29 protein-coding genes are annotated in these 26,913 nt (G+C 71.7%); 15 read left to right on the top strand and 14 right to left on the bottom strand.

The features are described from left to right. Window position 1: 1 nt before the first annotated feature. Together KFLA_RS33260 and KFLA_RS33255 are read right to left on the bottom strand one after the other, a co-directional pair. Entirely contained in the window at window positions 2–853 is an 852-nt protein-coding gene (locus KFLA_RS33260; protein WP_012924238.1) for a carbohydrate ABC transporter permease, read from the bottom strand. Next, entirely contained in the window at window positions 850–1,767 is a 918-nt protein-coding gene (locus KFLA_RS33255; RefSeq protein WP_049797474.1) for a carbohydrate ABC transporter permease, read from the bottom strand. The genes KFLA_RS33260 and KFLA_RS33255 overlap by 4 nt, the downstream gene beginning before the upstream one ends. Window positions 1,768–1,887: 120 nt before the next feature. Here KFLA_RS33255 and purD point away from each other — a divergent pair, with 120 nt between their 5' ends. Beyond that, window positions 1,888–3,165 carry a phosphoribosylamine--glycine ligase gene (gene purD, locus KFLA_RS33250; protein WP_012924236.1) on the top strand — a complete coding sequence of 426 codons (1,278 nt, stop codon included), beginning with the start codon at window positions 1,888–1,890 and terminating at the stop codon, window positions 3,163–3,165. Between the two features lie 16 nt (window positions 3,166–3,181). Here purD and KFLA_RS33245 read toward each other — a convergent pair whose 3' ends face one another. Next, a complete protein-coding gene (locus KFLA_RS33245) occupies window positions 3,182–4,744 on the bottom strand; it encodes an alkaline phosphatase D family protein (protein ID WP_012924235.1) in 1,563 nt (520 codons plus the stop codon). Window positions 4,745–4,915: 171 nt separating this feature from the next. Between KFLA_RS33245 and KFLA_RS36120 the strand changes: the two genes are divergently transcribed. From KFLA_RS36120 to purB, 3 genes are all read left to right on the top strand, one after another. Then, entirely contained in the window at window positions 4,916–5,437 is a 522-nt protein-coding gene (locus tag KFLA_RS36120) for a hypothetical protein (protein WP_012924234.1), read from the top strand. Further along, complete coding sequence (locus KFLA_RS33235) at window positions 5,434–6,390, top strand: alpha/beta hydrolase (RefSeq protein ID WP_012924233.1); 957 nt, start codon at window positions 5,434–5,436, stop codon at window positions 6,388–6,390. The genes KFLA_RS36120 and KFLA_RS33235 overlap by 4 nt, the downstream gene beginning before the upstream one ends. Window positions 6,391–6,530: 140 nt before the next feature. Continuing rightward, a complete protein-coding gene (gene purB, locus KFLA_RS33230; protein ID WP_012924232.1) occupies window positions 6,531–7,967 on the top strand; it encodes an adenylosuccinate lyase in 1,437 nt (478 codons plus the stop codon). Here the strand turns inward: purB and KFLA_RS33225 are convergent. Then, on the bottom strand, window positions 7,964–8,464 hold the full coding sequence (locus KFLA_RS33225) for a pyridoxamine 5'-phosphate oxidase family protein (protein ID WP_012924231.1): 501 nt from the start codon (window positions 8,462–8,464) through the stop codon (window positions 7,964–7,966). The two genes, purB and KFLA_RS33225, sit on opposite strands and share 4 nt — an antisense overlap. Continuing rightward, window positions 8,461–9,312 (bottom strand): imine reductase family protein, encoded by an 852-nt coding sequence (locus tag KFLA_RS33220; RefSeq protein ID WP_012924230.1) that lies wholly within the window; start codon window positions 9,310–9,312, stop codon window positions 8,461–8,463. Before KFLA_RS33220 ends, KFLA_RS33225 begins: the two co-directional genes overlap by 4 nt. Before the next feature lie 80 nt (window positions 9,313–9,392). On the opposite strand from KFLA_RS33220, the gene KFLA_RS33215 reads away from it, so the two are divergent. From KFLA_RS33215 to KFLA_RS33205, 3 genes are read left to right on the top strand one after another with little or no spacing between them, the layout of a single operon-like run. Then, window positions 9,393–10,229: an AraC family transcriptional regulator gene (locus tag KFLA_RS33215; protein ID WP_012924229.1), complete on the top strand. Its 837-nt coding sequence runs from the start codon at window positions 9,393–9,395 to the stop codon at window positions 10,227–10,229. A gap of 12 nt (window positions 10,230–10,241) precedes the next feature. Continuing rightward, entirely contained in the window at window positions 10,242–10,598 is a 357-nt protein-coding gene (locus tag KFLA_RS33210; RefSeq protein WP_012924228.1) for a hypothetical protein, read from the top strand. 1 nt (window position 10,599) lies between these two features. Then, window positions 10,600–10,992 (top strand): hypothetical protein, encoded by a 393-nt coding sequence (locus KFLA_RS33205; protein ID WP_012924227.1) that lies wholly within the window; start codon window positions 10,600–10,602, stop codon window positions 10,990–10,992. Between the two features lie 23 nt (window positions 10,993–11,015). On the opposite strand, the gene KFLA_RS38050 is transcribed toward KFLA_RS33205, so the two are convergent. Continuing rightward, a complete protein-coding gene (locus KFLA_RS38050; RefSeq protein WP_012924226.1) occupies window positions 11,016–11,615 on the bottom strand; it encodes a TetR/AcrR family transcriptional regulator in 600 nt (199 codons plus the stop codon). A gap of 45 nt (window positions 11,616–11,660) precedes the next feature. Here KFLA_RS38050 and KFLA_RS33195 point away from each other — a divergent pair, with 45 nt between their 5' ends. Both KFLA_RS33195 and KFLA_RS33190 read left to right on the top strand, forming a co-directional pair. Beyond that, window positions 11,661–12,776, top strand: coding sequence for an FAD-dependent monooxygenase (locus tag KFLA_RS33195; protein ID WP_012924225.1), 1,116 nt, complete (start codon window positions 11,661–11,663; stop codon window positions 12,774–12,776). After that, a complete protein-coding gene (locus tag KFLA_RS33190; RefSeq protein WP_012924224.1) occupies window positions 12,773–13,648 on the top strand; it encodes a phosphoribosylaminoimidazolesuccinocarboxamide synthase in 876 nt (291 codons plus the stop codon). The genes KFLA_RS33195 and KFLA_RS33190 overlap by 4 nt, the downstream gene beginning before the upstream one ends. Window positions 13,649–13,703: 55 nt before the next feature. Here the strand turns inward: KFLA_RS33190 and KFLA_RS33185 are convergent, their stop codons facing one another. The 6 genes from KFLA_RS33185 to KFLA_RS33160 all read right to left on the bottom strand — a co-directional run bounded on the left by KFLA_RS33185 (window position 13,704) and on the right by KFLA_RS33160 (window position 18,069). Then, window positions 13,704–14,225: an OsmC family protein gene (locus KFLA_RS33185; protein ID WP_012924223.1), complete on the bottom strand. Its 522-nt coding sequence runs from the start codon at window positions 14,223–14,225 to the stop codon at window positions 13,704–13,706. A gap of 100 nt (window positions 14,226–14,325) precedes the next feature. Continuing rightward, a complete protein-coding gene (locus tag KFLA_RS33180) occupies window positions 14,326–14,814 on the bottom strand; it encodes a hypothetical protein (RefSeq protein ID WP_148256802.1) in 489 nt (162 codons plus the stop codon). A 105-nt stretch (window positions 14,815–14,919) separates the two neighbouring features. Further along, window positions 14,920–15,537 carry a CDP-alcohol phosphatidyltransferase family protein gene (locus tag KFLA_RS33175; RefSeq protein WP_012924221.1) on the bottom strand — a complete coding sequence of 206 codons (618 nt, stop codon included), beginning with the start codon at window positions 15,535–15,537 and terminating at the stop codon, window positions 14,920–14,922. Further along, window positions 15,537–16,871: an FtsX-like permease family protein gene (locus KFLA_RS33170; protein ID WP_012924220.1), complete on the bottom strand. Its 1,335-nt coding sequence runs from the start codon at window positions 16,869–16,871 to the stop codon at window positions 15,537–15,539. Before KFLA_RS33170 ends, KFLA_RS33175 begins: the two co-directional genes overlap by 1 nt. Continuing rightward, on the bottom strand, window positions 16,868–17,551 hold the full coding sequence (locus KFLA_RS33165; protein ID WP_012924219.1) for an ABC transporter ATP-binding protein: 684 nt from the start codon (window positions 17,549–17,551) through the stop codon (window positions 16,868–16,870). Before KFLA_RS33165 ends, KFLA_RS33170 begins: the two co-directional genes overlap by 4 nt. Continuing rightward, window positions 17,551–18,069 carry a PadR family transcriptional regulator gene (locus KFLA_RS33160; RefSeq protein WP_012924218.1) on the bottom strand — a complete coding sequence of 173 codons (519 nt, stop codon included), beginning with the start codon at window positions 18,067–18,069 and terminating at the stop codon, window positions 17,551–17,553. The genes KFLA_RS33165 and KFLA_RS33160 overlap by 1 nt, the downstream gene beginning before the upstream one ends. Before the next feature lie 136 nt (window positions 18,070–18,205). On the opposite strand from KFLA_RS33160, the gene purS reads away from it, so the two are divergent. From purS to KFLA_RS33135, 5 genes are all read left to right on the top strand, one after another. After that, window positions 18,206–18,457: a phosphoribosylformylglycinamidine synthase subunit PurS gene (purS, locus tag KFLA_RS33155; RefSeq protein WP_012924217.1), complete on the top strand. Its 252-nt coding sequence runs from the start codon at window positions 18,206–18,208 to the stop codon at window positions 18,455–18,457. After that, on the top strand, window positions 18,454–19,125 hold the full coding sequence (gene purQ / locus KFLA_RS33150; protein WP_012924216.1) for a phosphoribosylformylglycinamidine synthase subunit PurQ: 672 nt from the start codon (window positions 18,454–18,456) through the stop codon (window positions 19,123–19,125). Before purS ends, purQ begins: the two co-directional genes overlap by 4 nt. A gap of 23 nt (window positions 19,126–19,148) precedes the next feature. Next, on the top strand, window positions 19,149–21,251 hold the full coding sequence (locus tag KFLA_RS33145; RefSeq protein ID WP_237706654.1) for a hypothetical protein: 2,103 nt from the start codon (window positions 19,149–19,151) through the stop codon (window positions 21,249–21,251). A gap of 1 nt (window position 21,252) precedes the next feature. Then, a complete protein-coding gene (gene purL / locus KFLA_RS33140) occupies window positions 21,253–23,514 on the top strand; it encodes a phosphoribosylformylglycinamidine synthase subunit PurL (protein ID WP_012924214.1) in 2,262 nt (753 codons plus the stop codon). Between the two features lie 461 nt (window positions 23,515–23,975). Further along, window positions 23,976–24,500: a DUF1707 SHOCT-like domain-containing protein gene (locus tag KFLA_RS33135; protein ID WP_012924213.1), complete on the top strand. Its 525-nt coding sequence runs from the start codon at window positions 23,976–23,978 to the stop codon at window positions 24,498–24,500. A 280-nt stretch (window positions 24,501–24,780) separates the two neighbouring features. Here the strand turns inward: KFLA_RS33135 and KFLA_RS33130 are convergent, their stop codons facing one another. Both KFLA_RS33130 and KFLA_RS33125 read right to left on the bottom strand, forming a co-directional pair. Further along, window positions 24,781–25,629, bottom strand: a complete 849-nt coding sequence (locus tag KFLA_RS33130) for a hypothetical protein (protein ID WP_012924212.1) — start codon at window positions 25,627–25,629, stop codon at window positions 24,781–24,783. Continuing rightward, window positions 25,616–26,170 (bottom strand): RNA polymerase sigma factor, encoded by a 555-nt coding sequence (locus KFLA_RS33125; RefSeq protein WP_237706653.1) that lies wholly within the window; start codon window positions 26,168–26,170, stop codon window positions 25,616–25,618. The genes KFLA_RS33130 and KFLA_RS33125 overlap by 14 nt, the downstream gene beginning before the upstream one ends. Window positions 26,171–26,375: 205 nt before the next feature. Between KFLA_RS33125 and KFLA_RS33120 the strand changes: the two genes are divergently transcribed. Then, window positions 26,376–26,906 (top strand): GNAT family N-acetyltransferase, encoded by a 531-nt coding sequence (locus KFLA_RS33120; RefSeq protein WP_012924210.1) that lies wholly within the window; start codon window positions 26,376–26,378, stop codon window positions 26,904–26,906. Window positions 26,907–26,913: the final 7 nt, after the last annotated feature.

Raw genomic sequence — 26,913 nt, 5'->3', positions numbered from 1 at the left:
ACTACCGGATGGCGCCCGCGGTCAGTCCGCGGACGATGAAGCGCTGGCCGAAGATCACGATGGCCAGGGTGGGAAGGATGGACAGCGTGACGCCGGCCAGGATCAGCCCCGGGTCGGCCGCCTCCGCGTCGTTGAGCTGGCTGATCCCGATCTGCAGCGTGCGCCGGTCCGCGGAGTCGCCGATCAGCAGCGGCCAGAAGAACTGGTTCCAGGCGGACAGGAACACGTACAGCCCGACCGCCATCAGGGCCGGCTTGTTCAGCGGGATCAGGATCTGGCGCAGGAACCGCCAGTGCCCGCAGCCGTCGATCGTCGCCGCGTCGCGCAGCTCGGTCGGGAACTGCAGGAACGACTGCCGGAGCAGGAACACGCCGAACGCGTTCGCCAGGAACGGCAGCACCAGCGCGAGCATCGTGCCGGCGTACGACGCGGTCAGCCGCTCGCCGCCGAGCTCCCAGCCGGTGATGGTCAGGTAGTTCGGCAGCACGATCGACTCCCACGGCACCATCAGCGTGGCCAGGAACAACCCGAACAGCACGGTCCGGCCCCACATCCTCATGAAGACGAACGCGTACGCCGCCAGCACGCTGGTGATCAGCTGGGAGGTCGTGATGATCGAGGTCTGCAGGATCGAGTTCAGGTACTGCCGGCCGATCGGTGTGCCGGACGACGACGCGCCCTCGTAGTTGCCGGTGAAGATGCCGTGCGGGAACAGGTCCGGCGGGTACGCCGAGATCTGGCCGGGCGACATGATCGAGCCGGCGATCACGTAGTACACCGGGAAGACCACCGCGAGCGCGGCGAGGATCAGTACGGCGTAGGTGATCACCCGGCCGACGGTCAGTTGCCTCACTTGTAGTGCACCCGCCTCTCGAGCACGCCGAACTGGATCGCGGTGCAGGCCAGCAGGATGACCAGCAGCACGATCGCCTGCGCGGACGCGGCGCCGAAGTCGCTCGCGTTGTTCGCGAACGCGGTGTGGTAGATCGAGTAGACCAGCGTCTTGGTCGACTGCTCCGGGCCGCCCTCGGGGGTGAGGATCTTGATCTGGCCGAAGCCCTGCAGCGACTGGATCGTGGAGATCACCACCAGGAAGAACAGTTGCGGGCCGAGCATCGGCACGGTGATGTACCGCGACGCCCGCCAGCCGCCGGCGCCGTCCAGGGTGGCCGCCTCGTTGATCTCGGCCGGGATCGCTCCGATGCCGGCCGACAGCACCAGCACGTTGTAGCCGATGCTCATCCAGACCGTCGTGATCGCGACGCTGATCAGCGCCCAGTCGGGATCGGTCAGCCAGCCGATCCGGTCCACCCCGAACCGGCCGAGCAGGCCGTTGGCCAGGCCGATCGCCGGGTTGTAGATGGTCGCGAAGATCACCGACGCGCTGGCCACCGAGAACGCGAACGGCAGCGCGAACGCGGTCCGGAAGATCCGGATGCCTTTGATGTGCTGCTCGAGCAGCAGCACGATGAACAGACCGCCGAGCACGCCGGGGATCACCGTCAGCAGCACGAACGCGAACGTCACCCACAGGATGTGCCGGAACTCGGCCGAGCCGAGCATGTCGCGGTAGTGCTGCAGGCCGACGAAGGCGTCGGGCCGGCCGAACAGGTCCGAGCCGTGCAGCGACAGCGAGACCGACTTGCCGAGCGGCCAGACGATGAACAGCGCGAAGATCACCAGGCAGGGCGTCAGCAGCAGCCACGACACCAGTGACGCGGGGGAGAACCGGCGGCGGGCCGCTGCCGGTGCCGAACGTGTAGTCAATGCACTACCTCCAGTCAGGGCAGTCTGTCACCGCCGGCGCCCGGACAGAACGACCCGCGCGTCGGGTCCGCCACTGCGCGGCTGCGCGCTGCCGGCGGGCATGCCCTAGGCTCGTGGCTCGTGAAGGTTCTCGTCATCGGCTCTGGCGGCCGCGAACACGCACTTGTCTGGGCACTCGGCCAGGACCCGGCCGTCGAGCAGGTCGTCGCGGCCCCGGGCAACCCCGGCATCGCGGCGCTGCGGCCGGCGTACGACGGGCAGACGGTCGGCTGCCGCCCGGTGGACATCGCCGACCACGACGCGGTCGTCGCGCTGGCCCAGGAGCTCGGCACCGACCTGGTCGTGGTCGGGCCGGAGGTGCCGCTGGTCGCCGGTCTGGCCGACCCGCTGCGCGCGGCCGGCATCGCGGTCTTCGGGCCGTCCAAGGAAGCCGCGCAGATCGAGGGGTCGAAGGCGTTCGCCAAGGACGTGATGGCCGCCGCGAGCGTGCCGACCGGCCGGGCTTACATCTGCACCACCCCGGAGCAGGCCGCCGAGGCGATCGACGCGTTCGGTCCGCCGTACGTGGTGAAGGACGACGCGCTGGCCGCCGGCAAGGGCGTGGTGGTCACCGCGGACCGCGAGGAGGCCCTCGCGCACGCGGCCGAGTGCGAGCAGGTGCTGATCGAGGAGTACCTGGACGGCCCGGAGGTGTCGCTGTTCGCGATCACCGACGGCACCACCGTGCTGCCGATGCAGCCGGCCCAGGACTTCAAGCGGCTCGGCGACGACGACCAGGGCCCGAACACCGGCGGCATGGGCGCCTACACACCGTTGCCCTGGGCACCGGACAAGCTGGTCGAGGAGATCACCGAGAAGGTGCTGCAGCCGACCGTCGACGAGCTCCGCCGCCGCGGTACGCCGTTCAGCGGGCTGCTCTACGCCGGCCTCGCGCTGACCAGCCGCGGGCTGCGGGTGATCGAGTTCAACTGCCGCTTCGGCGATCCGGAGACCCAGGCGCTGCTGCCGCTGCTGAAGACCCCGCTCGGCGGCGTCCTGTACGCCGCGGCGACCGGCAAGCTGGCCGACGCCGAACCGCTGAGCTGGAAGAACGCCGCGTCCGTGGCGGTCGTGGTCGCGGCGAAGAAGTACCCGGCGAAACCGCGCAGTGGCGACGTGATCACCGGGATCGAGCAGGCCGAGGCCGGCGGTGTCCGGGTGTTCCACGCCGGCACCGCCGTCGACGGCGACGACCTGGTCACCGCCGGCGGCCGGGTGCTCGCGGTCAGCGCGACCGGCAAGAACCTGGACGAGGCCCGCCAGCACGCGTACTCCGCGGTCGGCCAGATCCGGATCAAGGGCTCCCAGCACCGCACCGACATCGCCCTGAAGGCGGCGCGCGGCGAGATCACCGTCTGACGGGACGCCCCGCGAGCTAGACGGGCCGTGCGCCCGGGCGGCCGTTCTCGATGCGGAAGCTGGCTCGGGTGCGCACCGGGGCGCCGGGCCGGGAGACGTAGTCCACGGTGCGGAAGTCGGCGGTCCACGCGGTCGGCGTGACGACGTTGCGGACGTAGCCGCGGTCGCGGTTGACGAACTTCAGGTGCGGGTTCTCGGCCAGTTGCCGCGCGTCGCCGGCCGGGTTCGGGTCGGCGTCGCCGCCGGAGCTGATCGACGTGCCGACCAGTTCGGTGCCCACCACCGGAGCCGCCGGGTCGTCGAAGTCCGCGGTGATGTCCGAGACGTAGTTCATGTGCACGTCGCCGGTGAGCACCACCGGGTTGCCGGCGGCGGCGAGCCGGTTCCGCAGCCGGTCGCGGGCGATCGGGTAGTTGTCCCAGGAGTCGTCGTTGAACCCTTGCCCCGGGCCGGCGGTGAAGTCGCGCTGGGAGAACACCACCTGCTGGGCCAGCACGTTCCACCGCGCCGTCGGTCCGGCCAGTGCGTCGGTCAACCACTTCTCCTGCACGTCGCCGAGCATCGTCCGGCCCGGCTCGTACCGGCGGGCCGGACCGACCTGGTCGCTGCGGTACTGCCGGGTGTCCAGCAGGTAGAAGTCGACCAGGTCGCCGAAGGTCAGCCGGCGGTAGAAGTTGATGTCCGGCCCGCTCGGGCGTAACGCCCGGCGTACCGGCATGTGCTCGTAGTACGCCTGGAAGCCGGCCGCGCGGCGGGCCAGGAACTGCTCCACCGGCACGTCCGGGTCCACGTCGGCACCGGCCCAGTTGTTGGCCACCTCGTGGTCGTCGAAAGTCATCAGCCACGGGAACGCGGCGTGCGCCGCCTGCAGATCGCCGTCGCTCTTCACCTGGGCCAGCCGGATCCGGTAGTCCGGCAGGGTCTCGACCTCGCGGACCGGGACGTAGCCGCGGCCGATCGTGCCCTGGCCGTCCCCGGTGTAGATGTAGTCGCCGAGAAAGACGAGCAGGTCCAGGTCTTCCTCGGCCAGGTGGGCGTACGCCGTGTAGAAGCCGGCCGGGTAGTTCTGGCAGCTCGCGAAGGCGAAGGAGAACCGGTCCGGCCGGTCCACCCGCCGGGGCGCCGTCCTGGTCCGGCCGACCGGGCTCAGCTCGGACCCGGTGCGGAAGCGGTAGAAGTACGTCGTACTCGGCTGCAGACCGGAGGCGTCGACATGGACCGAGTGCGCCTCCTCCGGCCGGGCCAGCTCCATGCCGCGGGCCACGACCCGGCGGAACGTCTCGTGCTCGGAGATCTCCCAGTGCACCGGGACGGGCCGGTTCGGCATACCGCCGTGACCGTTCTCGGCCAGCGGTTCGGGGGCGAGCCGCGTCCACAGCACCACCCGGTCGGGCAGCGGGTCACCGGATGCCACGCCCAAGGTGAACGGCCCGCGGACCGGTCCGTGCCCGGTGGTGCTCGCCGCGGCGGGACCGGGCGAGAGAGTGCCCAGCGCTGCCGCTCCGAGTGCTCCGCTCCACAGCAGGCGCCGCCGGCTCGGTGTCCACGGCGTAGCGGGGGTGACGCTCGGATCCTGCATCGACTCTCCTCGGGCTGGGCCGCGGCAGCGGGCCGCCCCAGCGGATCACTGCGACGGCAACTACTTTCCAGCGCGGTGTGAACGCCCGGCGAACGGCGCGCGACCACCCGACGATTGCCGAACTTCGTCAATCGGGGCCGGGCCGGTGCCGCGCCGGGGTCGACTGGGGACATGCGTACACCAACGATCGACGCCGCTGGGGCGGCGAAGCTGATCCAGGCCGATCACCAGTTGCTGCTGGACCGGTTGGCGAGCGTGCCGGAGTTGCGGGCGCCGTACCGGGTGGAGGACGGGCCGCTGGGGCACTTCTGCGACTCGTTGCACGACCTCGTCGCGCACATCCTGATGTGGGACGAGATCACGCTCGCCGTACTCCTGGAGGCGGCGGCCGGGCGATCGCACTGGAGTCTGGCGCCCGAGTGGGAGACCGCCGAGGCGGGGTCGGCGCTCAACGCGGGTGGCGTGGCGGCGGGTCGGCACCTGCCGTCCGAGCTGCTGGTGGACCGGATGAGCAGTGTCGCGGACGCGCTGGTCGACGAGGTTCTCCGGTACGACGGTCCGGCCTGGTCCGACCCGGCGACGGGCGGACCGTTCGACGGCAGCATCGGGGCGCTCGCGGAGTACTTCGCAACGCCGATCGACGGCAAGCCGTACGAGCACGTCGGCCGGCATCTCGGTGGAGTGGTCGGATGACCCGCGAAATCGTGGACGAGCCCGGGTTCCGGGCGGAGACCGACGCGTTGCTCCGGCGCTTCGCTGTCCAGGGTCCCGACGAGGCGGAGAACGCCCCCGCCGACCCGTACGCCGCTCTGCTGGAGGACCGTCAAGAGCTGCCCGATCCCGAGCTCGCCGGACTCGTCGATCCTTCGACCCGACCCCGTGACATCCGATTGGAGCTGCCCGGGCGGACGCTGCTGGCGCGCATCTACCGGCCGCGGACCGACGAGCCCCGGCCCGTGGTGCTCTGGTTGCACGGCGGTGGGTTCGTCGGCGGCGATCTCCGCGACATCGAGTGCGCCACCTCGGGCATCGCCGCCGGCGGGCAGGTCGTGGTGGTGTCGCTCAACTACCGGTTGGCGCCGGAGCATCCCTTTCCCGCAGGCCTGGACGACGCCCTCGACGCGCTCGACTGGTTGCGCGAGCACCGGGCGGAGGTCGGTGGCGACGGTCGGCTGGTGATCGGCGGGCAGAGCGCCGGGGCAGCACTGGCCGCGGGCGCGTGCCTGGTCGCACGCGACGAGGACCGGCCACTGCCTGACCGGCAGGTGCTCTGCTACCCGCCGCTCGACGACGGCCAGGACACCGAGTCGTACCGGTTGTTCGACGGTGTCTTCCACAGCATCGCGCCGGGTGGCTGGGCGGACACGCAGTACTTCCCGCCGGGTGACCTGCCCGCGGCGGCGGTGCCGTTGCGGGCGAAGGACCTCTCCGGGCTGCCTCCCGCGCTGATTCTGGCCGCCGGCCGGGACCCGCTGCGCGACGACGCCCGGGCGTACGCCGATCGCCTGCGCGCGGACGGCGTCGCGGCCAGGCTGGTCGAGTACGCCGACACGATGCACGCGTTCCTCAACTTCCCCGGAGTCCTGGCGGCCGGGCGGCACGCGGTGGACCTGATCGGCGCCGACCTGCGGGCCGCGCTGCTGTGAGCCGGATCCGCACCACTCACCAACCTCGGCGATCACCGCTCAGGCATCTGCTGTCACGCTGGGTGGCCAGCCAAGGCCGGACTTGGTGAGTGGTGGGGGTGCGGCTGAGACGGCGGCGGCCGACCAGGGAGAATGGCGGTGTGCCGAACTCCAGCAAGCCCCGGATCCCGAACGTTCTCGCCGCGCGGTACGCCAGTCTGTCGATGGCCGAGCTGTGGTCACCGGAGCACAAGATCGTGCTCGAGCGGCAGCTGTGGCTGGCAGTGCTGAGCGCGCAGAAGGACTTCGGCGTGGACGTGCCGGACGGGGTGATCGAGGACTACCGTCGGGTGATCGACCAGGTCGACCTGGAGTCGATCGCCGCCCGGGAGCGGGTCACCCGGCACGACGTGAAGGCGCGGATCGAGGAGTTCAACGCGCTCGCCGGGCACGAGCACATCCACAAGGGCATGACGAGCCGGGACCTGACCGAGAACGTCGAGCAGCTGCAGATCCGGGCCGGGCTGGAACTGGTCCGCGACCGCGCCGTCGCCACCGCCGTCCAGCTGGGTCAGAAGGCGGCCGAGCACGCGGCGCTGGTGATCACCGGCCGGTCGCACAACGTCGCCGCGCAGGCGACCACGCTGGGCAAGCGGTTCGCCTCGGCGGCCGACGAGTTGCTGATCGCGATCGCCCGGCTGGAGGAGCTGATCGACCGGTACCCGCTGCGCGGCATCAAGGGCCCGGTCGGTACGTCGCAGGACATGCTCGACCTGTTCGGCGGCCAGGACAAGATGCTGTCCGGGCTGGAGTCGGAGGTCGCGCAGCACCTCGGGTTCCGCCGGACGCTGAGCAGTGTCGGCCAGGTCTACCCGCGCTCGCTGGACTACGAGGTGGTCTCGGCGCTGGTCCAGCTCGCCGCCGGGCCGTCGAGCCTGGCGACCACGATCCGGCTGATGGCCGGGCACGAGCTGGTCACCGAGGGCTTCAAGGAGGGCCAGGTCGGCTCGTCCGCGATGCCGCACAAGATGAACACCCGGTCCTGCGAGCGGGTCAACGGGCTCGCGGTGATCCTGCGCGGCTACGCGTCGATGGCCGGTGAGCTGGCCGGCAACCAGTGGAACGAGGGTGACGTCTTCTGCTCGGTCGTACGCCGGGTCGCGCTGCCGGACGCGTTCTTCGCGCTCGACGGGTTGTTCGAGACGTTCCTGACCGTGCTGGCCGAGTTCGGCGTCTACCCGGCGGTGGTGGAGCGTGAGCTCGAGCGGTACCTGCCGTTCCTGACCAGCACCAAGATCCTGATGGCCGCGGTGAAGAACGGCGTCGGCCGGGAGACCGCGCACGAGGTGATCAAGGAGCACGCCGTCGCGACCGCGCTCGACCTGCGGCAGGGGCTGGCCGGCAACGACCTGTTCCGCCGGCTCGGCGCGGACGGCCGGCTCGGGCTGACCGAGGAGCAGATCGTCGGCATCGTCGGCGAGCCGCTCACCTTCACCGGCGCGGCCGTCGCCCAGGTGAACGCCGTCGTCGCCAAGATCGAGCAGCTGGCCAAGCGCTACCCCGACGCCGCGGCGTACACCCCGGGCGACATTCTCTAAGCCGTCGCGGAAGGCCGGCTCCACTGCCTCGCCGGGACACCGCGGGAGAGCTCGTGCCCGCGCAGGACCTGGATCCGGTAAGGCTCCAGGCGAAGCACCTGGAACTGCTCGCTGTCGGGACCGCCCGGCCAGAAGGCGCCCGGCGGGTAGCCGACCCCGCGAGGTGAGCCGTCCTCGTAGAGCTGCCACACGTGGTGCCGCTCGTCCGCGCGGTCGGTCCACGTGGCGGTGGCGTCGATGCTCGCGGTGTCCTGCCGGGGATCCCAGTACGAGAACGACGTGTGTGGGTTGCCGGCGAGGTGCCGCGCCTTGACCGGCGTACGGAAGGTCGCCAGCCAGCCGAGCGGATCCGGACCGGCCAGCTCCCAGACCGCGATCAGCACCCGCGAGCGGGGCCGGCCGTGGGGGTCGACGGTGGTCATCGTGGCGTACCGGATCCGGGACAGGATCGCGGTGAGGTCGTCCCGCAGTTCCGCGAAGGAAACGGCCTTCGTCATCGCAGTGCCTCCGTCAACGCCGCCAGTCCCTGGTCGCCGCGGCCCTGCGCGATCGCCCGGCCGATGACCGTACGGACGGCCAGCGGGAGGTCGGCGCCGACGCCGTGCTGCTCGGCCGTCGCGATCAGGTGGTCCACCGCCCCGGCGTACACGGTCAGCGTGCCGTCGTCGGCGGGATAGTCCTGCGCATCGATCTGCCGCGCGTGGTCGGCGATCAGGCCGGTGGCGAAGGGCAGGTACGCCGTGGCGACGTCCGCCAGTTGCGTCGCGGAACCGCCGAGCAGCGCCACCGCCTGGTAGAAGGCGGTGAGCAGGCCGAGGTTCAGCCCGAGCAGCGCGGTGTCCCAGCGCGACGCGTCCCGCGGGTCCTCGCTCAGGAACCGGGCCCTGCCGAGAACCTTCAGCACGTCTTCCACCCGGGAGAACGCGGCAGCCGCTCCGGCGTACAGGAAGAGGGCGGTGGGGTCGCCGATCAGGCGCGTGCCGCTCATCGCGGCGCCGTCCAGGTACTCCGGTCCGAATCGCGAGGCCAGCAGTTGCGCCTGCTCCGGCGTGGTGGACGTCAGGTTGACGACGACGCGTCCGGTCAGCGCATCGCCTGCCGCGCTGAGCACGGCTTCGGCAGCGGCCGCGTCCGCCACGGCCAGGACGACAACCGCCGCGGACTCGACCGCGTCGGTGACGGTCGCCGCAGGCCGTACGCCGGGAAGCCGGTCGGCCACCGCGGCGAGCCGGTCCGGGCTGCGGTTCCAGAGGATCGTCGGGACCTGAGCGGCGTGCAAGGCCTGCGCGAGCGCGGCGCCCAGGGCTCCGGTGCCCAGGACGCTCACGGTGGGAGGTTCAGTCATGACCTCAGTCAAGCGGCAGCAAGGCGACAACGAAATATCTGTCGATGCCGCTCAGATACGACTGCGTCTACGATCGCGGTATGGATGACGCGCTGTCCCGGCTGCTCGACGACGTCCGGCCGCAGGGAGTGGTGGTGGAGACGGCCGACCTGTCGGCGCCGTGGCAGGTGCGCTGCCCAGCCGGCGCCGCGCTGACGCTGGTCACGATGGTCCGGGGGACGGCGGTGCTCACGGTCGACGGCGAAACCCCGGCCGAGCTGGCGGCGGGAGACGTCGCGCTGGTGGTCGGCCGCCGGCCGTACACGCTGGCCGACGGACCGGCCGAGAGCGCGGACCAGGCGGTGCTCGTGACCGGTAGCTACGAGGTCGGGGGAGGCGTGTGCGACCGGGTCCTCGGCGGCTTGCCTCCCGTGCTGCTTGTCGAGTCCGGCGCTGGGGTCGGTCGCGCGGTCGACCTGCTCACCGACGAGCTGGAGAACGCCCGGCCCGGGCAACGAGCGCTTTTGGACCGCCTGCTCGACCTGATCGTGCTCACCGCGCTGCGGGTCTGGCTGGACCGGCCCGACTCCTCCGCCCCGCCGTGGTACCGAGCACAGCAGGACCCGGCCATCGGTTCGGCGCTCGCGCTCATGCACGCGGAGCCGGCCCGGCGGTGGACGGTCGCGGAGCTGGCGGCGAGCAGCTCGATGTCGCGGGCCGCGTTCTCGCGGCGCTTCCATGCCCTGGTCGGCGAACCACCGATGTCGTACCTGACCTGCTGGCGGCTGTGCCTGGCCGGCGACCTGCTGCGGGGGACCGACGACACCCTGGCGACCGTCGCCCGCAAGGTCGGCTACGCGAACGGGTACGCGCTGAGTGCCGCCTTCACCCGCTTCTACGGCGTCCGCCCCGGCGAGTACCGCACCGACGCCGCGTGACATTCTCTGATCGTGTTCGAACCCCTGACCTGGGCGCTGGTGGCGCTCTCGCTGGCCGCGATGGTGTTCGCGATCGTGCTCGCGGCGCTGGACCGGCGGATCAACTGGCCCCTGATCGCCGTGCTGGGGGTCGTCGAGCTCGGCCTGCTGGCGCAGCTGGTGGCCGGGATCGTGCAGCTGGCCGGGACCGAGCGGGACGTGTCCGGGCCGTTCTTCGTCGGCTACCTGATCGGTGCGCTGCTCGTGCTGCCGCTCGGCACGCTCTGGGCGCTGGCCGAGAGCAGCCGTTGGGGAGCCGGCGCACTGGCCGTCGCCTGCCTGGTGGTCCCGGTGCTCGAGCTGCGGATGTACGAGATCTGGACCGGCTGAGATGACCGAGGCCGCGGCCACCCGGCACGGGCCGGGGCGCATCCTGATCCTGGTGTACGGCATCTTCGCGCTCGCCGCGACCGCCCGGGCCGGGGTGCAGATCGCCACCCAGTTCGACCGGGCGCCGGTCGCGTACGTGCTGTCGGCCGTTGCCGCGGTCATCTACTGCGCGGCGACCTTCGCGTTGGCCAAGGCAACGACGCTGTCCCGCCGGGTGGCGACCGTCGCGATCGTGGTGGAGCTGGTCGGGGTACTGGCGATCGGCGCGTTCAGCTACGCCGTACCGGAGGACTTCCCGGACGCGACGGTGTGGTCGCACTTCGGCCAGGGCTACGGCTTCGTTCCGCTGGTGCTGCCGGTGCTCGGCCTGCTCTGGCTACGCAAAACCGCCTGACCCGCACTCCCAGCGCTACCGGCTCAGGGAACCTCGAAGCCCCGCAGCAGCGCGGAGATCGCGCGGTGGACGCCGGCCTCGAAGGCTTCTCGGGGCAGCGTCCGGCCCGCGCCGGCGACGCGGTCCCAGATCAGGCCGTCGAGCATCGCGGCGAACGGCCAGGCGGCCTCGTCGGCCGCGGGCACGCCGAGGGCGGCGAGCATGCCGGCCAGGTGCTCCCGCAGGACCCGGCCGCCGTGGGTGATCGCGTCGAGCAGCTCGGGCCGGCGGCTCGCTTCGAGCGAGAGCTCGTACCGGGCGAGCTGGTCCTCGGCGCGGTGCTCGACCAGCTGCAGCACCGTCGCAGTCAGCAGCTTCGCCAGCTCCGCCGGTGTCGCCGGAGCGCTCGACGAACCGGCCCCGGGCTGGGCAGCGAGGTCGCTCTCGAGCATCCGGTTGACGCACGCGGCGAGCAGCGCGTCGCGCGTGCGCAGGTAGTACGACGTGGAGCCGGGGGGCAGCCCGGCGGCCGTGTCGACCGCGCGATGGGTGAGACCACGCAGGCCGCTGGTCGCGACGAGCTGGATGGCGGCGTCGGCGATCGCCGCTCGACGGTCCTCTCCGAGCGGGACGTTTTTCGGCACGGGCCTACTCTACCGAGGCCTCCTCTACAGATGTAGAGTCATGGTATGAGGACTGCGATCGTGGTGGGGGCGGGCATCGGTGGCGCGGCCGCGGCGCTCGGGCTGGAGCGAAGTGGCTGGCAGGTGACCGTGCTGGAGCGGGCGCCGGAGCTGGGCGAGGTCGGGGCGGGGATCTCGGTGTGGCCCTCGGCCGTGGCGGCGCTGGCCGAGCTCGGCGTGACGGAGGTGCAGCAGGCCGTCGCCCTGGTCGGCCCGGCCGGGATGCGCAGGCCGGACGGCGGCTGGGTGGTGGAAGCGACGGCTCTGGGGATGGAGGCCCCGGTGATGATCCACCGGGCGCGGCTGCACGCGCTGATCACCGAGCGGTTCGGCCCGGAGGTCGCGATTCGCACCGGCGTGACGGTCACAGGGGTCAGCCAGAATCCGGCCGGTGCCGAGGTGGTCGCGGGGGACGAGGTGTTCCGGGCCGATCTGGTCGTCGCCGCCGACGGCCTGCGCAGCGTCGTACGGCAGACCCTGCATCCGCAGTACGCCGGCCCGCGGTACTCCGGCTACACGGCGTACCGGGGCATCGCGGACGTCGAGCTGACCGACGGTGGCGGTGAGACCTGGGGAAGGGGCCGGCGGTTCGGGTTCGCGCGGCTGATCGACGGCCGGTTCTACTGGTACGCCACGGCGAACCGGCCGGCCGCGCAGGTGGTCGCGGACCCGCACGCCGACGTGCTCGAGGCGTTCGGGAGCTGGCACGAGCCGATCCCCGCGCTCCTGGCCGGCACCCCGCCGGAATCCGTTCTGCAGAACGACATCTACGACCTGACGTTACCGCTCGTGCCCTTCGTCAGCGGCCGGGTCGCCTTGCTCGGCGACGCCGCCCACGCGATGACGCCGAACCTCGGCCGAGGCGCCTGCACCGCCCTCGAAGACGCCGCAACGCTCGCCCGGCACCTCAAAAGCCCCGACTGGGCAGCCGCTCTCGCCGCGTACGACGCCGAACGCCGGCCGGCCGCGACGAAGCTCGTCCGGGCTTCCCGGGGCATCGGCTGGGTGGGGCAGCTCGACCACCAGGTGGCCTGTGCCGTCCGCGACGGCATGCTCGCGGTCGGCGGCAAGCTGGCCGGGGTGACGGCGCGGCGGCGACGGGTGGGACAATCGCGGACGTGACCACTCTTCCGCAGGCCGTCGACATCCCCGGTGCCAAGCATCTCCACTCCGGCAAGGTGCGGGACCTGTACGAGCTGGAGTCGGGTGAGCTGCTGATGGTCGCCAGCGACCGGATCAGCGCCTTCGACTGGATCCTGAGCACCCCGATCCCGGACAAGGGCAAGGTGCTCACCGCCATGAGCCTGTGGTGGTTCGAGCAGCTCGACGTGCCGAACCACATCCGCTCCACCGACGTCCCGGCCGAGGTGGCCGGTCGCGCGGTGATCTGCGAGAAGCTGGAGATGTTCCCGGTCGAGTGCGTCGCCCGCGGCTACCTGAGCGGCACCGGCCTGCTCGACTACGACGCCACCGGCGAGGTCTGCGGCATCCCGCTGCCGTCCGGCCTGGTCGAGGGGTCCCGGCTGCCGGAACCGATCTTCACCCCGGCCACCAAGGCCGACCTCGGCGAGCACGACGAGAACGTCTCGTACGACGCGGTGGTGGCGACCGTCGGCGTTGAGACGGCCGGCGCGCTGCGCGACCTGACGCTGGCGATCTACGCGAAGGCCCACGCGATGGCCGAGCAGCACGGCATCGTCCTGGCCGACACGAAGTTCGAGTTCGGCGCCCGCCCGGACGGCACGATCGTGCTCGCCGACGAGGTGCTCACCCCGGACTCCAGCCGCTTCTGGCCGGCCGCGCAGTGGTCCCCGGGTCGGCAGCAGCCGTCGTACGACAAGCAGATCGTGCGGGACTGGCTGCAGTTCGAGTCCGGCTGGGACCGCGCGTCCGGCGAGGCGCCGCCGCCGCTGTCCGACGAGGTGATCGAGCGCACCCGCTCGGCGTACGTCGACGCCTACGAGCGCCTGACCGGCCGCACCTTCACCGCCTGACGAGCGCTCGACGTCGGACCGGCCCGCCCGGTCCCACGCCGAGCAAGGCTGCTGGTCAGGCGGGCGTGATCGTGACCGGGACAGCGCCGGTCAGGGTGTGACCCACCGGAGAGGACGCCTGGACCCGCTGGTGCAGCGCGGCGAGCTGCTCGGGGTCGGCGGCCGACTTCAGCCGGACCGTCGCCGTGATCGAGTCGAACCCGGCATGTCCCTCGGCGAGCCCGAGGAACACCCGCAGGTCGATGTCGCCCTTGAGGTGGATGCTGAGCTCGTCGATCGCGATGCCCGCCACGGTGGCGTTCGCGGCGTAGCCGACCGCCAGGCAGTTGCCCAGGGCACCGAGCAGCTGCTCGACCGGGTTCGGGGCCTGGTCGGTGCCGCCGAGCGCGGCCGGCTCGTCGGACGGGACCGGCTGGAAGCCGCGGACCTTGGACTCCGACGCGAACGCGCCGTTCCAGGTGACGTGCGCGGCCCAGGTCGTCCGGGCGTTGGCGGCGTCAAACTGGATCGCCTCGACCAGTGCGCCCACGGCGGCCAGGTTCACGCCGTTCAGCTGGGCCTGCGTCTCAGTAGTCATCTATCTCACCTAACTTACTCGACAATGCGAGCTCCCACTGTGCCGCAGCCGGACAGCGGCCGGGCGGACGATCGGATGGTGAGACGGTGCTGCGGCCGGGTCAGAAGAGGCCGACGCCGAGGGCGAGCGTCACGAAGCGGGCCAGGCGGCCGGCCAGCACCGAGAGGCTGAAGGTGAGCACGCCCATCCGGCTGGCGCCGGCGATCAGCGCCACGCCGTACAGCGGGGGGATGCCGACCGATGCGCTCAACAACGTCACCGGGATGCCCCACCGGCGGTCGCTCAGGGCGTCGAGCAGGCGCTTGCTGACGTCACGGTTCCACTGCACGAACCGGCCCCAGCGGGAGTCCAGGTCGACCTGCTTCGGCTCTTTCGACTTCTTGGCGGTGTAGCCGGGGCGGTGCCGGACGGCCAGGAACATCGCCACCTTGCCGATCGTCTGGCCGACCGAGACCCCGACCGCGGCGACCACCGGGTCGAGCGCGCCGGAGACCCCGACGCCGAGCACGTACGCCTCGGCGTTCAGCACCGGGACGACGGCCGAGCCGATCCCGAAGCCGACCGCCAGTACCAGCTGCCACGCCCACATGACCCCGAGGCTATGTGCAACGACGTCGGCGAGCACGGGCCTCACCCCCACTTCGGGGACGAACCAGGGCCCCACCGCCGCGGGCCCCAGCACCCTTGACAGCCGTCATGACGCAGCCGGTACGGCCGGGATCCGGCCGCGCAAAATCGCGAGCAGCCGGGCCAGCGAGGCGATCTTGACCACGACGGCTACGCACGCGACGGCGTACGGGAGCCAGGGGATGTGCACGTGGTGGTCGACGACCAGCGCGATCACCACCGCCGCGGTGTTCACGGCCTTGGCCGGCTTCGACCAGTTCCAGACGTAGAGCTTCTGGTCCACCCGGTAGAAGTAGTTCGGGCTGAGCGAGCCCGGCCAGAGCAGGAAGGCCAGCGACAGCATCGTGTCCAGCACCCCGAACTGGACCAGGAAGATCGCCAGCGGCCCGATCGTGTCCGGGAAGGTGGCCATGAACGCCGCCGCCAGCAGGAACGAGCAGGCCCGGTCGCAGACGATGTCGAACACCGCCCCGGCCTCCGACTCCTCGTTGCGCCACCGGGCGACCGCCCCGTCGGCCATGTCGCCGAGCCAGTAGACGGCGTACCCGGCGACCAGCAGGCTGAGTGCGCCGGTCCGGAACGCCACCGCGGCGACCAGCATCGACAGCACGGTCCGGATCAGGGTGATCCGGTTCGGCACGCCGAGCAGCAGGGCGGGGCGGACGGAGAGCTGGAGAGTTGTCATCAAGCGGCCCTCAGATTCTCGGGATCGAGTGCGTCCCGTAGCTGGTTGCGCAGCAGGTAGCCGGCCAGTGCGGCCCCACCGGCGCCGGCCGCGGCGCCGAGCCCGAGCAGGACGACGAACAGCGGGGCGAGCCAGCCGGTGGGTGGCTGGTCGGTCTGGAACCCGATCAGCACGTTGATCCCGCCGAGCAGCCCGATTCCCAGACCGAGGGCGAGTGCGGGGGCGGCGACCGTGGTGAGCTGGCGCCGGACGACCCGGCCGAGGAAGCCGACGTCGACGCCCAGCGCGGTGAGACAGGCCAGTTGCCGGCGCTGGTCGACGAGTTGGTCGGCCACGCCGACCGTCAGCGCGCTGAGCGCGATGACCGCGATCAGCGCCACGCCGAAGATGCTGAGGCCGAAGCCGGTGAGGTAGAACTCAAGGTTGCCGGCGCGACGCGGCGAGTGGTCGAGCACGATGTAGAGCGAGGTCTGGGCCAGAGCGCCGATCAAGTAGCCGCAGCACAGCAGCAGCGTGCTCATCCGGCTGGCCGGCCGCGCGTCGGCCACCAGCCTTGCCCCGGTCAGCAAGGTGACCGGGCGGCTGGAGGTGGTCAACCGGCGACCGAGCGCCCGGTGGAACCGCGGCGCGAGCCAGAACCACAGCACGGCGAGCCCGACCACGGTGGCGGCCGAGCCGATGTAGCCCAGATAGCCGCCGGGAAGCAGCCCCAGCACCAGCAGGCCCGCGCCGATGGCCGGCGCGACCTGCGGAGGAAGCGGACGCGGCGCCTTGCCCGGGCCGGCTGGACGGTGCAGGAACCACCCGATCGCAGTGCCGGCGACCGTCGTCACCAGCGCGACGATCACCCAGCCGGCCAGGTCCCACCAGTCCACGCCCGGGAAGATCCGCAGCATCCGTGGCAGCGCCCCGAAAAGCAGGGTCAGCGCCAGGTAGGCCGGACCGGCGAGCAGTCCGCCGGCGACGCCCACCAGGGCCGCGTCGGCTGCGGCCAGCCGACGGACCTGGCGCGGTGACGCACCGGCGAGCCGGAGCGCGGCCAGCCGTCGCTCCCGCGCGGCCGTCCCGATCCGGAGCGCCTGGACCGCCAACCCACCGGCGAGCAGGGACAGGATCACCAGGATCGCTGCCAGTCCGGCCCGTAGTCCGATCTCGGCGACGTAGTTGCTGTAGGCGTCCTTGGACAGCTCGCCCCGCAGCCGCAACAGCCGCAGCGCCGCGAGGAACAGGGCCCCGGCGAACGCCAGGGCCGCGGTGGCGAGCCGGACCCGGCTGCGGTCGGCGGGCGTCCGGGACCTGGCCAGGTGAACGGTGGTCGCGAGGGACAGACTCATCTCAGCGTCACCTCGTGCTGGATCTTGCCGTCGCGCAGCCTGATCTCCCGGTCCGCGGACGCGGCCAGCAGGTTGTCGTGGGTGACCATCACCAGCGCGGCGCCGCGATCGCGGGTGGACCGCAGCAGCACCTTCAGCAGCTCCTGACCGGCCCGGCTGTCGACGCTGCCGGTCGGCTCGTCGGCCAGCACCACCGACGGGCCGGTGACCAGAGCCCGCGCAATCGCGGCCCGCTGGGTCTGACCACCCGACAGCTGCGCCGGTACGGCGTCCGCCTCGTCTGCGATCCCGACCCGGTCGAGCCACTCGACCGCGCTCCTGCGCGCGCCGGCCCGATCGGCGCCGTCGAGCAGCAGGGGCAGGGCGACGTTGTCGGCGAGGGAAAGGTCGGGCACGAGCTGTCCGAACTGCAGCACCACTCCGATGTGGGTCCGCCGCATCCGGCTGCGCTGCTCCTCGGGCAGCGCGGCCAGGTCCTGCCCCGCCACCGCCACGGTGCCGGCGTCCGGCGTGAGAATGCCGGCCGCGCAGTGCAGCAGGGTCGACTTGCCGCAGCCGCTGGCTCCCGTGATCGCGACGACCTCGCCGGGAGCGACGGTGACGGTGATGCCGCGCAGTGCGACGTTGCGGTGGTACGCGTACTCCAGGTCGGTGAGCTCCAGGGCCGGGGTGGACGTCATCAGCTGGTCTCCTTGTCGTCGGTGAGGCGCTCCAGCGCGGAATCCAGCCAGCGCAGGTCCGCGTCCAGGTGCGCGACGAGGTAGGACCGAACCAGGTGCGCGGTCGGGTCGCCGGCGGGTGGGGCGTCCTGCAGCTCGCGGATCCGGCGCAGGTGGTTCGCCCGCTGCCTGGCCAGGAAGGCGGTCGGGTCGCCGCCGGTGCGCAGGGCGGCGACCAGCTTGCGCAACATCTCGTCGGCGGTGCCCCAGGCGGGCGGGACGGGATCGGCCAGCCAGTCCTCGAGGTGCTTGCGGCCCTTCTCGGTGATCGCGAAGACCCGCCGGTCCGGGCCACCGCCGGCGGTCCGCTCGGCGACCTCGACCAAGCCGTCACGCTCCAGCCGGGCCAGCGTCGAGTAGACCTGCCCGAACGCGAGCGGACGGCTGTCCGGGAACCAGGCGTCATGGCCCCGCTTCACGTCATAGCCGTGCGCCGCGCCGCCGGACAGCAGCCCCAGCACCAGCTCCGCAGTCGCCATGCCGACGACTATACACTCAGTGTATTCACTCAGTGAATAGCTGTTCGCCGTCGGTCTGCCGGTGCTGAATGCGGTGTCCTGGGCTCCGGTCGGTAGGATTCGGGTCGTCACCCCGGATCAAAACCAGGAGTAGTCAGTGGCTCGCGTTGTCGTCGACGTCATGCTCAAGCCCGAGATCCTCGACCCGCAGGGCAAGGCGGTGCACGGCGCGTTCGGCCGGCTCGGCTTCGACGGCGTGGCCGACGTCCGCCAGGGCAAGCGCTTCGAGATCACCCTCGAGGGCGAGGCCACCGAGGAGAAGGTGGCCGAGATCCGCAAGGCCGCGGACACCCTGCTGGCCAACCCGGTGATCGAGGACTACGCCCTGCACGTGGAGAACGACCAGTGAAGATCGGGGTCGTCACCTTCCCGGGTTCGCTCGACGACGTCGACGCCCGCCGCGCCGCCGCGGTCGCCGGTGCCGAGGCGGTCGCGCTCTGGCACGGCGACGCCGACCTGCACGGCGTCGACGCGGTGGTGCTGCCGGGCGGCTTCTCGTACGGCGACTACCTGCGGGCCGGCGCCATCTCCCGGTTCGCGCCGGTGATGGAGACCGTCATCAAGCGGGCCGGCGAGGGCATGCCGGTGCTCGGCATCTGCAACGGCTTCCAGGTGCTCTGCGAGGCGCACCTGCTGCCCGGCGCCCTGATCAAGAACCACGTCCGCAAGTTCGTCTGCAAGGACCAGCCGCTGCGGATCGAGAACAACCGCACCGCGTGGACCAGCGACTACGACGCGAACCACGACATCACCATCGTGCTGAAGAACCAGGACGGCTCGTACGTCGCCGACGAGACGACGCTGGACCGGCTCGAGGGCGAGGGCCTGGTGGTCGCCCGCTACCTCGGCCAGAACCCGAACGGCTCGTACCGCGACATCGCCGGGATCAGCAACGAGCGCGGCAACGTGGTCGGCCTGATGCCGCACCCGGAGCACTGCGTCGAGACCCTGACCGGCCCGAGCACCGACGGCCTCGGCTTCTTCACCTCGGTCCTGAAAGCCGTCGTCGCCTCCTGATGAGATCGTGGCGGGTGCGGCGGATGCTCGCCCGCGCCCTGTTCCTCGCGGCCGCGGCCGCGTCTCTCGCCGCGGCTTCACCTCCGGTGCAGGCAACCGCCGAAACTTCCGGCCCGCAGGGGCGGGCCCCGCGAGCAAGCTCGCAGGCGCCGGCGGGGGAGTCCGCCGGCGAGAGCCTGCTGGCGCAGGTGGTGGTGATCGGCGTGCCAGGGCTCACCTGGAGCGACGTGAAGGCGTCGCCCGAGCTGACCGCTCTGGTAGGGAAGTCCAACGCCGGCTCGATCACCGTGAAGACCGCCGGTCCGCACACCTGTCCGATCGACGGCTGGCTGACCCTCGGCGCCGGGACCCGGGCGTGGGGCAGCGTTCCCGACGAGCCCTGCGGCGACCTGCCCGCCCTGGTCGACGGCAAAATCCAGAACTGGCAGACCTACGTCGACCGCCAGGCCGAGCATCACACCGGCGCCCCGATCGGCCGGCTCGGCCAAGCGGGACACCCGATCTGCGGCTTCGGCCCCGGCGCCGCGATCGCCCTGGCCCGCACCGACGGCACGGTCGCCAACTGGCGTCCCACCTTCGAGGCTGCCGCGCTCGGCAACTGCTCGGACGCGATCGTCGACGGCGGGGCGATGCCGATCCGCGAGGGCCGGGCCGAAGCGCGCCGGAAGGTCGCCGAACTGGTCACCCAGGCGACGGCCGCCGGCGCGTGGGTCGTGCTCGCCGGGATCAGCCAGGAAGTCGAGTGGGCCCACCAGCAGCCGCTGGTGGCTCTCCAGCTCCCGCCCGACGGCGAGCCGCGCTGGCTCACCAGCGACTCCACCCGCCGCCCCGGGCTGATCCAGCTCACCGATCTCACCGCCACCATCCTGCGCGGGCGGGACGCGGCGAACGTCGACCCGGCCGGTGAGGAGACAGCCGGACCGCTCGACGGCACCGCGATCACCGTCACCGGCGACGCGCACACCGACCCCGCCGCGGTGATCGAGGACCGGCTCGACACCAACGAGCGGTTCGAGCAGCCACGGCCGATGCTGGTCGCCGTCTCGCTGACGATCCTCGCGGCCGAGCTGCTCGCGCTCGGCTGGTTCCTGATCAGCCGCAGCCGACGGTCCCGCAGTACGTTCGGCTTCACGCTGCTCACCCAGGGCGGCTTCTTCGTCGCCGTCTTCCTGTCCACCGCGACCGTCTGGTGGCGCTGGCCGTCGCCGGGACTGTCCCTGTACTTCGTGGTGCTCGCGATCAGCGCGTTGTTCGCAGTACTGGCGAAGCTGCTGCTCGGCCGGTACGCGTACGTCGGGATCGCGCTCGCGGCGTACCTGATCCTGCTGGTGGACGGCGTGCTGGGGACTCCGCTGCAGTTCGGCAGCATGTTCACCGACGGACCCGTGATCGGTGGGCGGTTCTACGGCTTCGGCAACTCCACCTTCGCCACGCTGGCCGTCGCCACGCTGGTGGTGGCGGGCTGGGCCGCGCAGCGGCTGATCGACCGCAGCCGGGTGCAGGCGGCGCTGGCCGTGCTGGCGATCGGGGGCGCCGCGATCGTCGTCGACGGCCGGCCCGGCTGGGGCACCGACTTCGGCGGCATCATCGCGCTCACCCCGGCCGTGCTGCTGATGGCCTGGCTGACGTGGAGGGGCGGGATCTCGCTGCGCGCGCTGATCGGCATCGGCGCGGCCGGGGTGCTCGCGGTGTCCGCGGTCGCGTACCTCGACTACCTGCGGCCGGAGGACCAGCGCAGCCACTTCGGCACCTTCGTCGCCCGGCTGCTCGACGGCGACGTGAACGACGTGCTGATCCGCAAGCTGGAGATGGCCGTGCAGTTCTTCGCCGGGCCGGCCGGCTGGGCGATGCTGGCCGGGGTGATGCTCGCGATGCTGGCGACCGTGCTGCCCGACCGCGTGCCGTCGGCGTCGTACCGGGCGTTCTTCGGCAGCCGGCCGATGGTCCGGCCCGCCCTGCTCGCGCTGTCGACCTGCGGTCTGGTCGGCATGCTGCTCAACGACGCCGGTGTCGCGCTGCCCGCGATCATGACCGGCTTCGCCCTCCCGCTGCTGGTGGCCCATCTCGTGGCCTCGCCCACGCCAGCTACCGTTTCCCCCGAGTCCCACCTAGTTCAGGAGCACTAACGTGTCGAGCGACACCGTCAGCAACGCGACCAGTACGCCGGACGTCGAGCAGCCGTGGGCGGAGCTCGGCCTCAAGCCGGACGAGTACCAGCGGATCCGGGACATTCTCGACCGGCGGCCGACCAGCTGCGAGCTGGCGATGTACTCGGTGATGTGGAGCGAGCACTGCTCGTACAAGTCGTCCAAGGTGCACCTGAAGCGGTTCGGCGAGATCCCGCAGGAGACCCCGGCCGGCAAGATGCTGGCCGGCATCGGCGAGAACGCCGGCGTGATCGACATCGGTGAGGGCTACGCGGTCACCTTCAAGGTCGAGTCGCACAACCACCCGTCGTACGTCGAGCCGTACCAGGGCGCGGCGACCGGGGTCGGCGGCATCGTGCGCGACATCCTGGCGATGGGTGCCCGGCCGGTCGCGGTGATGGACCCGCTGCGGTTCGGTCCGCTGGACGCGCCCGACACGAAGCGGGTGCTGCCCGGCATCGTGTCCGGCGTCGGCGGCTACGGCAACAGCCTCGGCCTGCCGAACATCGGCGGCGAGGTCGTCTTCGACGAGACCTACCTGGGCAACCCGCTGGTGAACGCGCTGTGCGTCGGCGTGATGAAGCACGAGGACCTGCACCTGGCCAACGCCACCGGCATCGGCAACCAGATCATCCTGTACGGCGCCAAGACCGGCGGCGACGGCATCGGCGGCGTCTCGGTGCTCGCGTCGGAGACCTTCGCCGAGGGCGGCCCGACCAAGCGGCCGGCGGTCCAGGTCGGCGACCCGTTCATGGAGAAGCTGCTGATCGAGTGCACGCTGGAGCTGTTCGCGGCCCGGCTGGTCGAGGGCATCCAGGACCTGGGCGGCGCCGGGCTGTCCTGCGCGACCTCGGAGCTGGCCAGCGCGGGTGACGGCGGCATGTACGTCGCGCTCGACAAGGTGCCGCTGCGGGACGCCTCGCTCGCTCCGGAGGAGATCCTGATGAGCGAGTCGCAGGAGCGGATGATGGCGGTCGTCACGCCGGAGAACGTGGAGGCGTTCCTGGCGATCTGCGCCAAGTGGGACGTGCAGGCCGACGTGATCGGCGAGGTCACCGGCACCGGCCGGCTGCAGATCGACTGGCACGGCGAGCGGGTGGTCGACGTACCGCCGCGCACGGTCGCGCACGAGGGCCCGGTCTACCAGCGTCCGTACGCGCGGCCGTCCTGGCAGGACGAGCTGCAGGCCGACGGCGCCGAGAAGTTGCCGCGGGCAAGCACCGGCGCGGAGCTGCGGGACACGCTGCTGACGCTGATCGCCTCGCCGAACCTGTGCGACAAGTCGTGGGTGACCGACCAGTACGACCGGTACGTGCTGGGCAACTCGGTGCTCGCGCAGCCCGAGGACAGCGGCATGATCCGGGTCGACGAGACCAGCGGGCTGGGGGTCGCGGTCTCCACCGACTGCAACGGCCGCTTCGCCAAGCTCGACCCGTACACCGGCGCGAAACTGGCGCTGGCCGAGTCGTACCGCAACGTCGCCACCACCGGCGCGCGCCCGGCCGCGGTCACCGACTGCCTGAACTTCGGCTCGCCGGAGGACCCGGCGGTGATGTGGCAGTTCGCCGAGGCGATCCGCGGACTGGTCGACGGCTGCATCGAGCTCGGCATCCCGGTCACCGGCGGCAACGTGTCGTTCTACAACCAGACCGGCGAGACCCCGATCCTGCCGACGCCGGTGGTCGGCGTGCTCGGCGTCATCGACGACGTCACCCGGCGGACCCCGATCGGGTTCACCGCCGACATGGAGGGTCACCAGCTCTACCTGCTCGGTGAGACCGACGAGGAGCTGTCCGGCTCGGAGTGGGCGCACGTGATGCACGGCCACCTCGGCGGCCGCCCGCCGGCCGTCGACCTCGCGGCCGAGGCGCAGCTCGCGGACATCCTGATCAACGCCTCCCGCGACGGACTGATCGACGCCGCCCACGACGTCAGCGACGGCGGCGTCGCGCAGACCCTGGTCGAGTCCGCCCTGCGCGGCGGCGTCGGCGCCCGGGTCTGGACGCCCGACGGCCTGGACCCGTTCCTGTTCCTGTTCGCCGAGTCGGCCGGCCGCGCGGTCGTCGCAGTGCCGCGCACCGAAGAGGTCCGCTTCACCGACATGTGCACCGCCCGCCGCTTCCCGCACGCCAAGATCGGCGTCATCACCGGTGACACGCTGGACGTCCAGGACCAGTTCGAGATCCCGCTGACCGAGCTGCACGCCGCGTGGACCGCGACGCTGCCGGCCGCCCTGGGCTGAACCGCGCCGAAGGACAAGACGCGTAAGGGCTGGCCCGGATCTACGCGCCCGCCGCCGTCCCGGACGACGCTTCAGTGGGTGAGCTCTGAGCTGGCGTGGTCTGCCAAGGACCCGCCAGCTCAGTGGTGCACCTGGTGTTACCTCCACCACTGAGCAACCTTCGTTCAGCCGACCCAAGCGCCATCGCTACGCCTGGCAGGCCCACGACGGAGCGGCTTGCTGAGTGGTGCACGTCCGGGAGGTTGGAGTCGGCGGCCGGCTAGGGCGCGGGTCGACGGTTGGACCTGAGCCGCGTCGTGGGGCCCGGGAGCTCTCGGCCGCCTCCCTGGTCGGCCAGCTCAACGCCAACCGGCCCGCGCGTGCGGGGTCGACTGCCGCGGGGTCCGGGTGCTCTTCAGCTTGCCGCAGCTGGATTCCCAGGGGTCTGGCACACTCGGTAGGACGCTAGTGGGGAGTGTGGAATGGCTGACAGGGAGTGGGAGCGGCGGCCTGATCTGCGCTCGGGGCGGGCCGCGCAGCTAGGCAACCTGGCGGGAATGGCCGCTGCGGCCGGCCAGGAAGCGCGGGTGGTGGCAGCCCGGCGGCGGATGGCTTCGGTGCGGTTGACCGACGAGGAACGCCGGATCTGCTTCGACGAGCTGGCGGAGCAGTTCGCGGTCGGGCGGCTGGACGAGGACGAGCTGCACCGGCGGGTCGAGCTGGTGCAGGACGCGGTGACGCACGGGGATCTGCAGGTGATCTTCGCCGGCCTGCCGGTGCCGCCGCTGTACGCGCAGCCGGCGCCGGCACGGAAGCCGGGGCGCTGGCGCTGGGCCGCGTTCGTGGGCGCGGTGTGGATGGCGTTGCCGTTCTTCCTGGTGGGATTGGCGTTCCTGGTGTTCGGCCGCGAGATCGCGGCGGCGATCTTCGGCCTGCCCGCGCTCGCCTGGGTCCTGGTCACCTGGCGCTGGGCGTCCGCTCCCGGCCGCCAGTCCCGCCGCCGCTGAGCCTCGCCGCCGCACCCCAAAGGGCCGACGCGGACCGCGCACAGGAAACCGGGACCGTGCACAGGCGGGCGGGTCCGTGAGCGGGGCGGTGGGTCCGTGTGCGGGGCGGTGGGTCCGTGAGCCGGGCGGCGGGTCCGTGAACAGGTCGGCGGGTCCGTGAACAGGCGGTCGGACCGTGAACGGGTCGGCGGGGCCGTGCACAGGTCGGCGGGGCCGTGAACAGGCAATGTCCTGTTCACGGTCCCGGTTTCCGAGGCAAGGTCCCGGTGGACCGGCGGGATCAGGGCTTGGATTCGGCGACGTCCAGGACGACCTCGCCGGCGACGTACGAGGTGGCGTCGTGCACGTACCAGGTGTCGGGTGGGGTGTCGATCGGGCCGACCTCGGGGCGCGTGCCGGCGGCGTGGTAGCTCTCGATCGTCAGTCCGTGGGCGGCCAGCACCGGCTTGACCTTGGCCACGGTGAGGCCGCGGAACTTCACCCCGTCCAGAATCTCGCCCGGATCGTCGATGTTGCTGCTGAAGTGCTGGTAGAGCTCGCCTCTCTTCGCCGCCCGGCCGAACTCGATCTCGGCCCAGCCGACGAAGTTCTTCGGCACCTCGACGCCCTCTTGGCATCCGGGGTCGGACGCGTTCAATGTGCCGGAGCACTTCTCACCGGCTTGCAGCAGCTTGAGCTTCGACTTTGCGTTCGGGACGGAGTAGCTGACGAACTTGCCGACCCTCGGCGGGCTGACCGGTACCGCCGTGACCTTGATGTCCAGGCCCATCGTCTTGAAGTCCTTGGTGTACTGCTGGGGATCCGCGTGCACGTCCACCACCCGCACGATCAGACTGTCACCGCTCTCGGTGAACGACAGCGCCTGCGGCTGGTCCTGGCCAGGACTGCGCACGACGGTCACCGCGACGATGCCGATGATCAGCAGGCTGAACGCCCCCACCAGCACGAGCCGCGGCCGCGCCGGCCGCTTCCGCTGCGGTACGCCGCCGGTGGTGGCCGCGACGGAATCGTCCGCCGGGGTGGTGGCGACGATGTCGTCGGCCAGCTGAGACCAGGTGCCCGCGGCAACCTCGGCGCGGGTGGTGGGCTTGAGGCCGCGGGTGACCGCGTCGATGTCAGACGTCTTCATGGGATACCTCTCCTCTCACCGTCGCCGGCGATGGCTGCGTGAGCAGTTTCGAGAACCGTTTCCGCGCCCGGTGCAACCGGATCCGGACGGCGTTGCGCGAACAGCCCAGCACGACCGCGATCTGCGCGGTGTCCAGGTCCTCCCAGGCGACCAGCGAGAGCAGTTCCCGGTCCTGCTCGGGCAGCTCCCGGAACACCCGGGCCGCGGCGGAGTCGCCGTACTCGGGCTCCGGCCCGGGCACCGCCGACTCCGCGAGCTCGGTCCGCAGCCGGTCGGCCAGCGCGTGCCGACGGCCCTCGCCCCGCCGGTGGTTGGCCAGCACGCGGCGCGCCACGCCGTACAGCCAGGGCCTGGTCTCCGGTCCGCAGGGGATCTCGTCGAGTCGCCGCCACGCCACCAGGAAGGTGTCCGCGAGCAGGTCGGCGGCGTCATGGCTGGAGCCGGTCCGCCGCAGCAGGTAGCCGAGCACCGCCTCCCGATGGGTGCCGAACACCTGCTCGAACCGCTCCCGGGGCGGATCGTGCACAGCTGCCTCGCTCACTGGCCCGGGGTGGGCCCTGATCGGTGTCTGCGTCATACCCCGTACATGTCCGCCACCCCCGGCGCCCATCTCACCGCACCCACGGTGCAGTGACCTGCGCCATCACGACTCGCTCGGCGACGGGGTGCGAATGGACCACTGCGAGCAGGAGGGCGGCGACCTGGTCGGCGAGGTGGGCCGGTGCTGAAATAGCCTGGCGTCTGTGATGCCTGTTCAGCGGTTGGCCGTGCCCGCGGACGCGGCCGCCGTCGCCGAGCTGATGCGGGCCTCGGTGGTGGAGCTGTTCCCGGCGTACTACGACGAGCGGCAGACGGCGAGCGCGGCCGTGCACATCGCCGCGCTGGACCTGGCACTCATCGAGGACGGCACGTACTACGTGCACGAGGTGGCCGGCGAGATCGTCGCCTGCGGCGGCTGGAGCCGGCGGAACAAGCTCTACAACGGCACCGATGCCGGAGCCGACGCGCGACTGCTCGACCCGGCGACGGAACCGGGTCGGATCCGCGCGATGTTCGTCCGCGCCGACTGGACCCGGCGCGGCCTCGGCCGGGCGATCCTCGCTGCCTGCGTGACGGCCGCGAAGGCGGAAGGCTTCACGCGGCTGGCCCTGATGGCGACGCTGCCCGGTGTCCCGCTGTACAAGTCGTTCGGCTTCACCGAGGTGGAGCCGGCCGAGCTGACCATGCCCGACGGCGTCGTGCTGGGCGGGGTCGCGATGGAACGGTCCGTCGACTGATCGGAGA

Source organism: Kribbella flavida DSM 17836, from assembly GCF_000024345.1.
Taxonomy (GTDB): Bacteria; Actinomycetota; Actinomycetes; order Propionibacteriales; family Kribbellaceae; genus Kribbella; species Kribbella flavida.
Note: the sequence above shows the minus strand (reverse complement) of the source record. Positions and strands in the feature narration are given on the sequence as shown.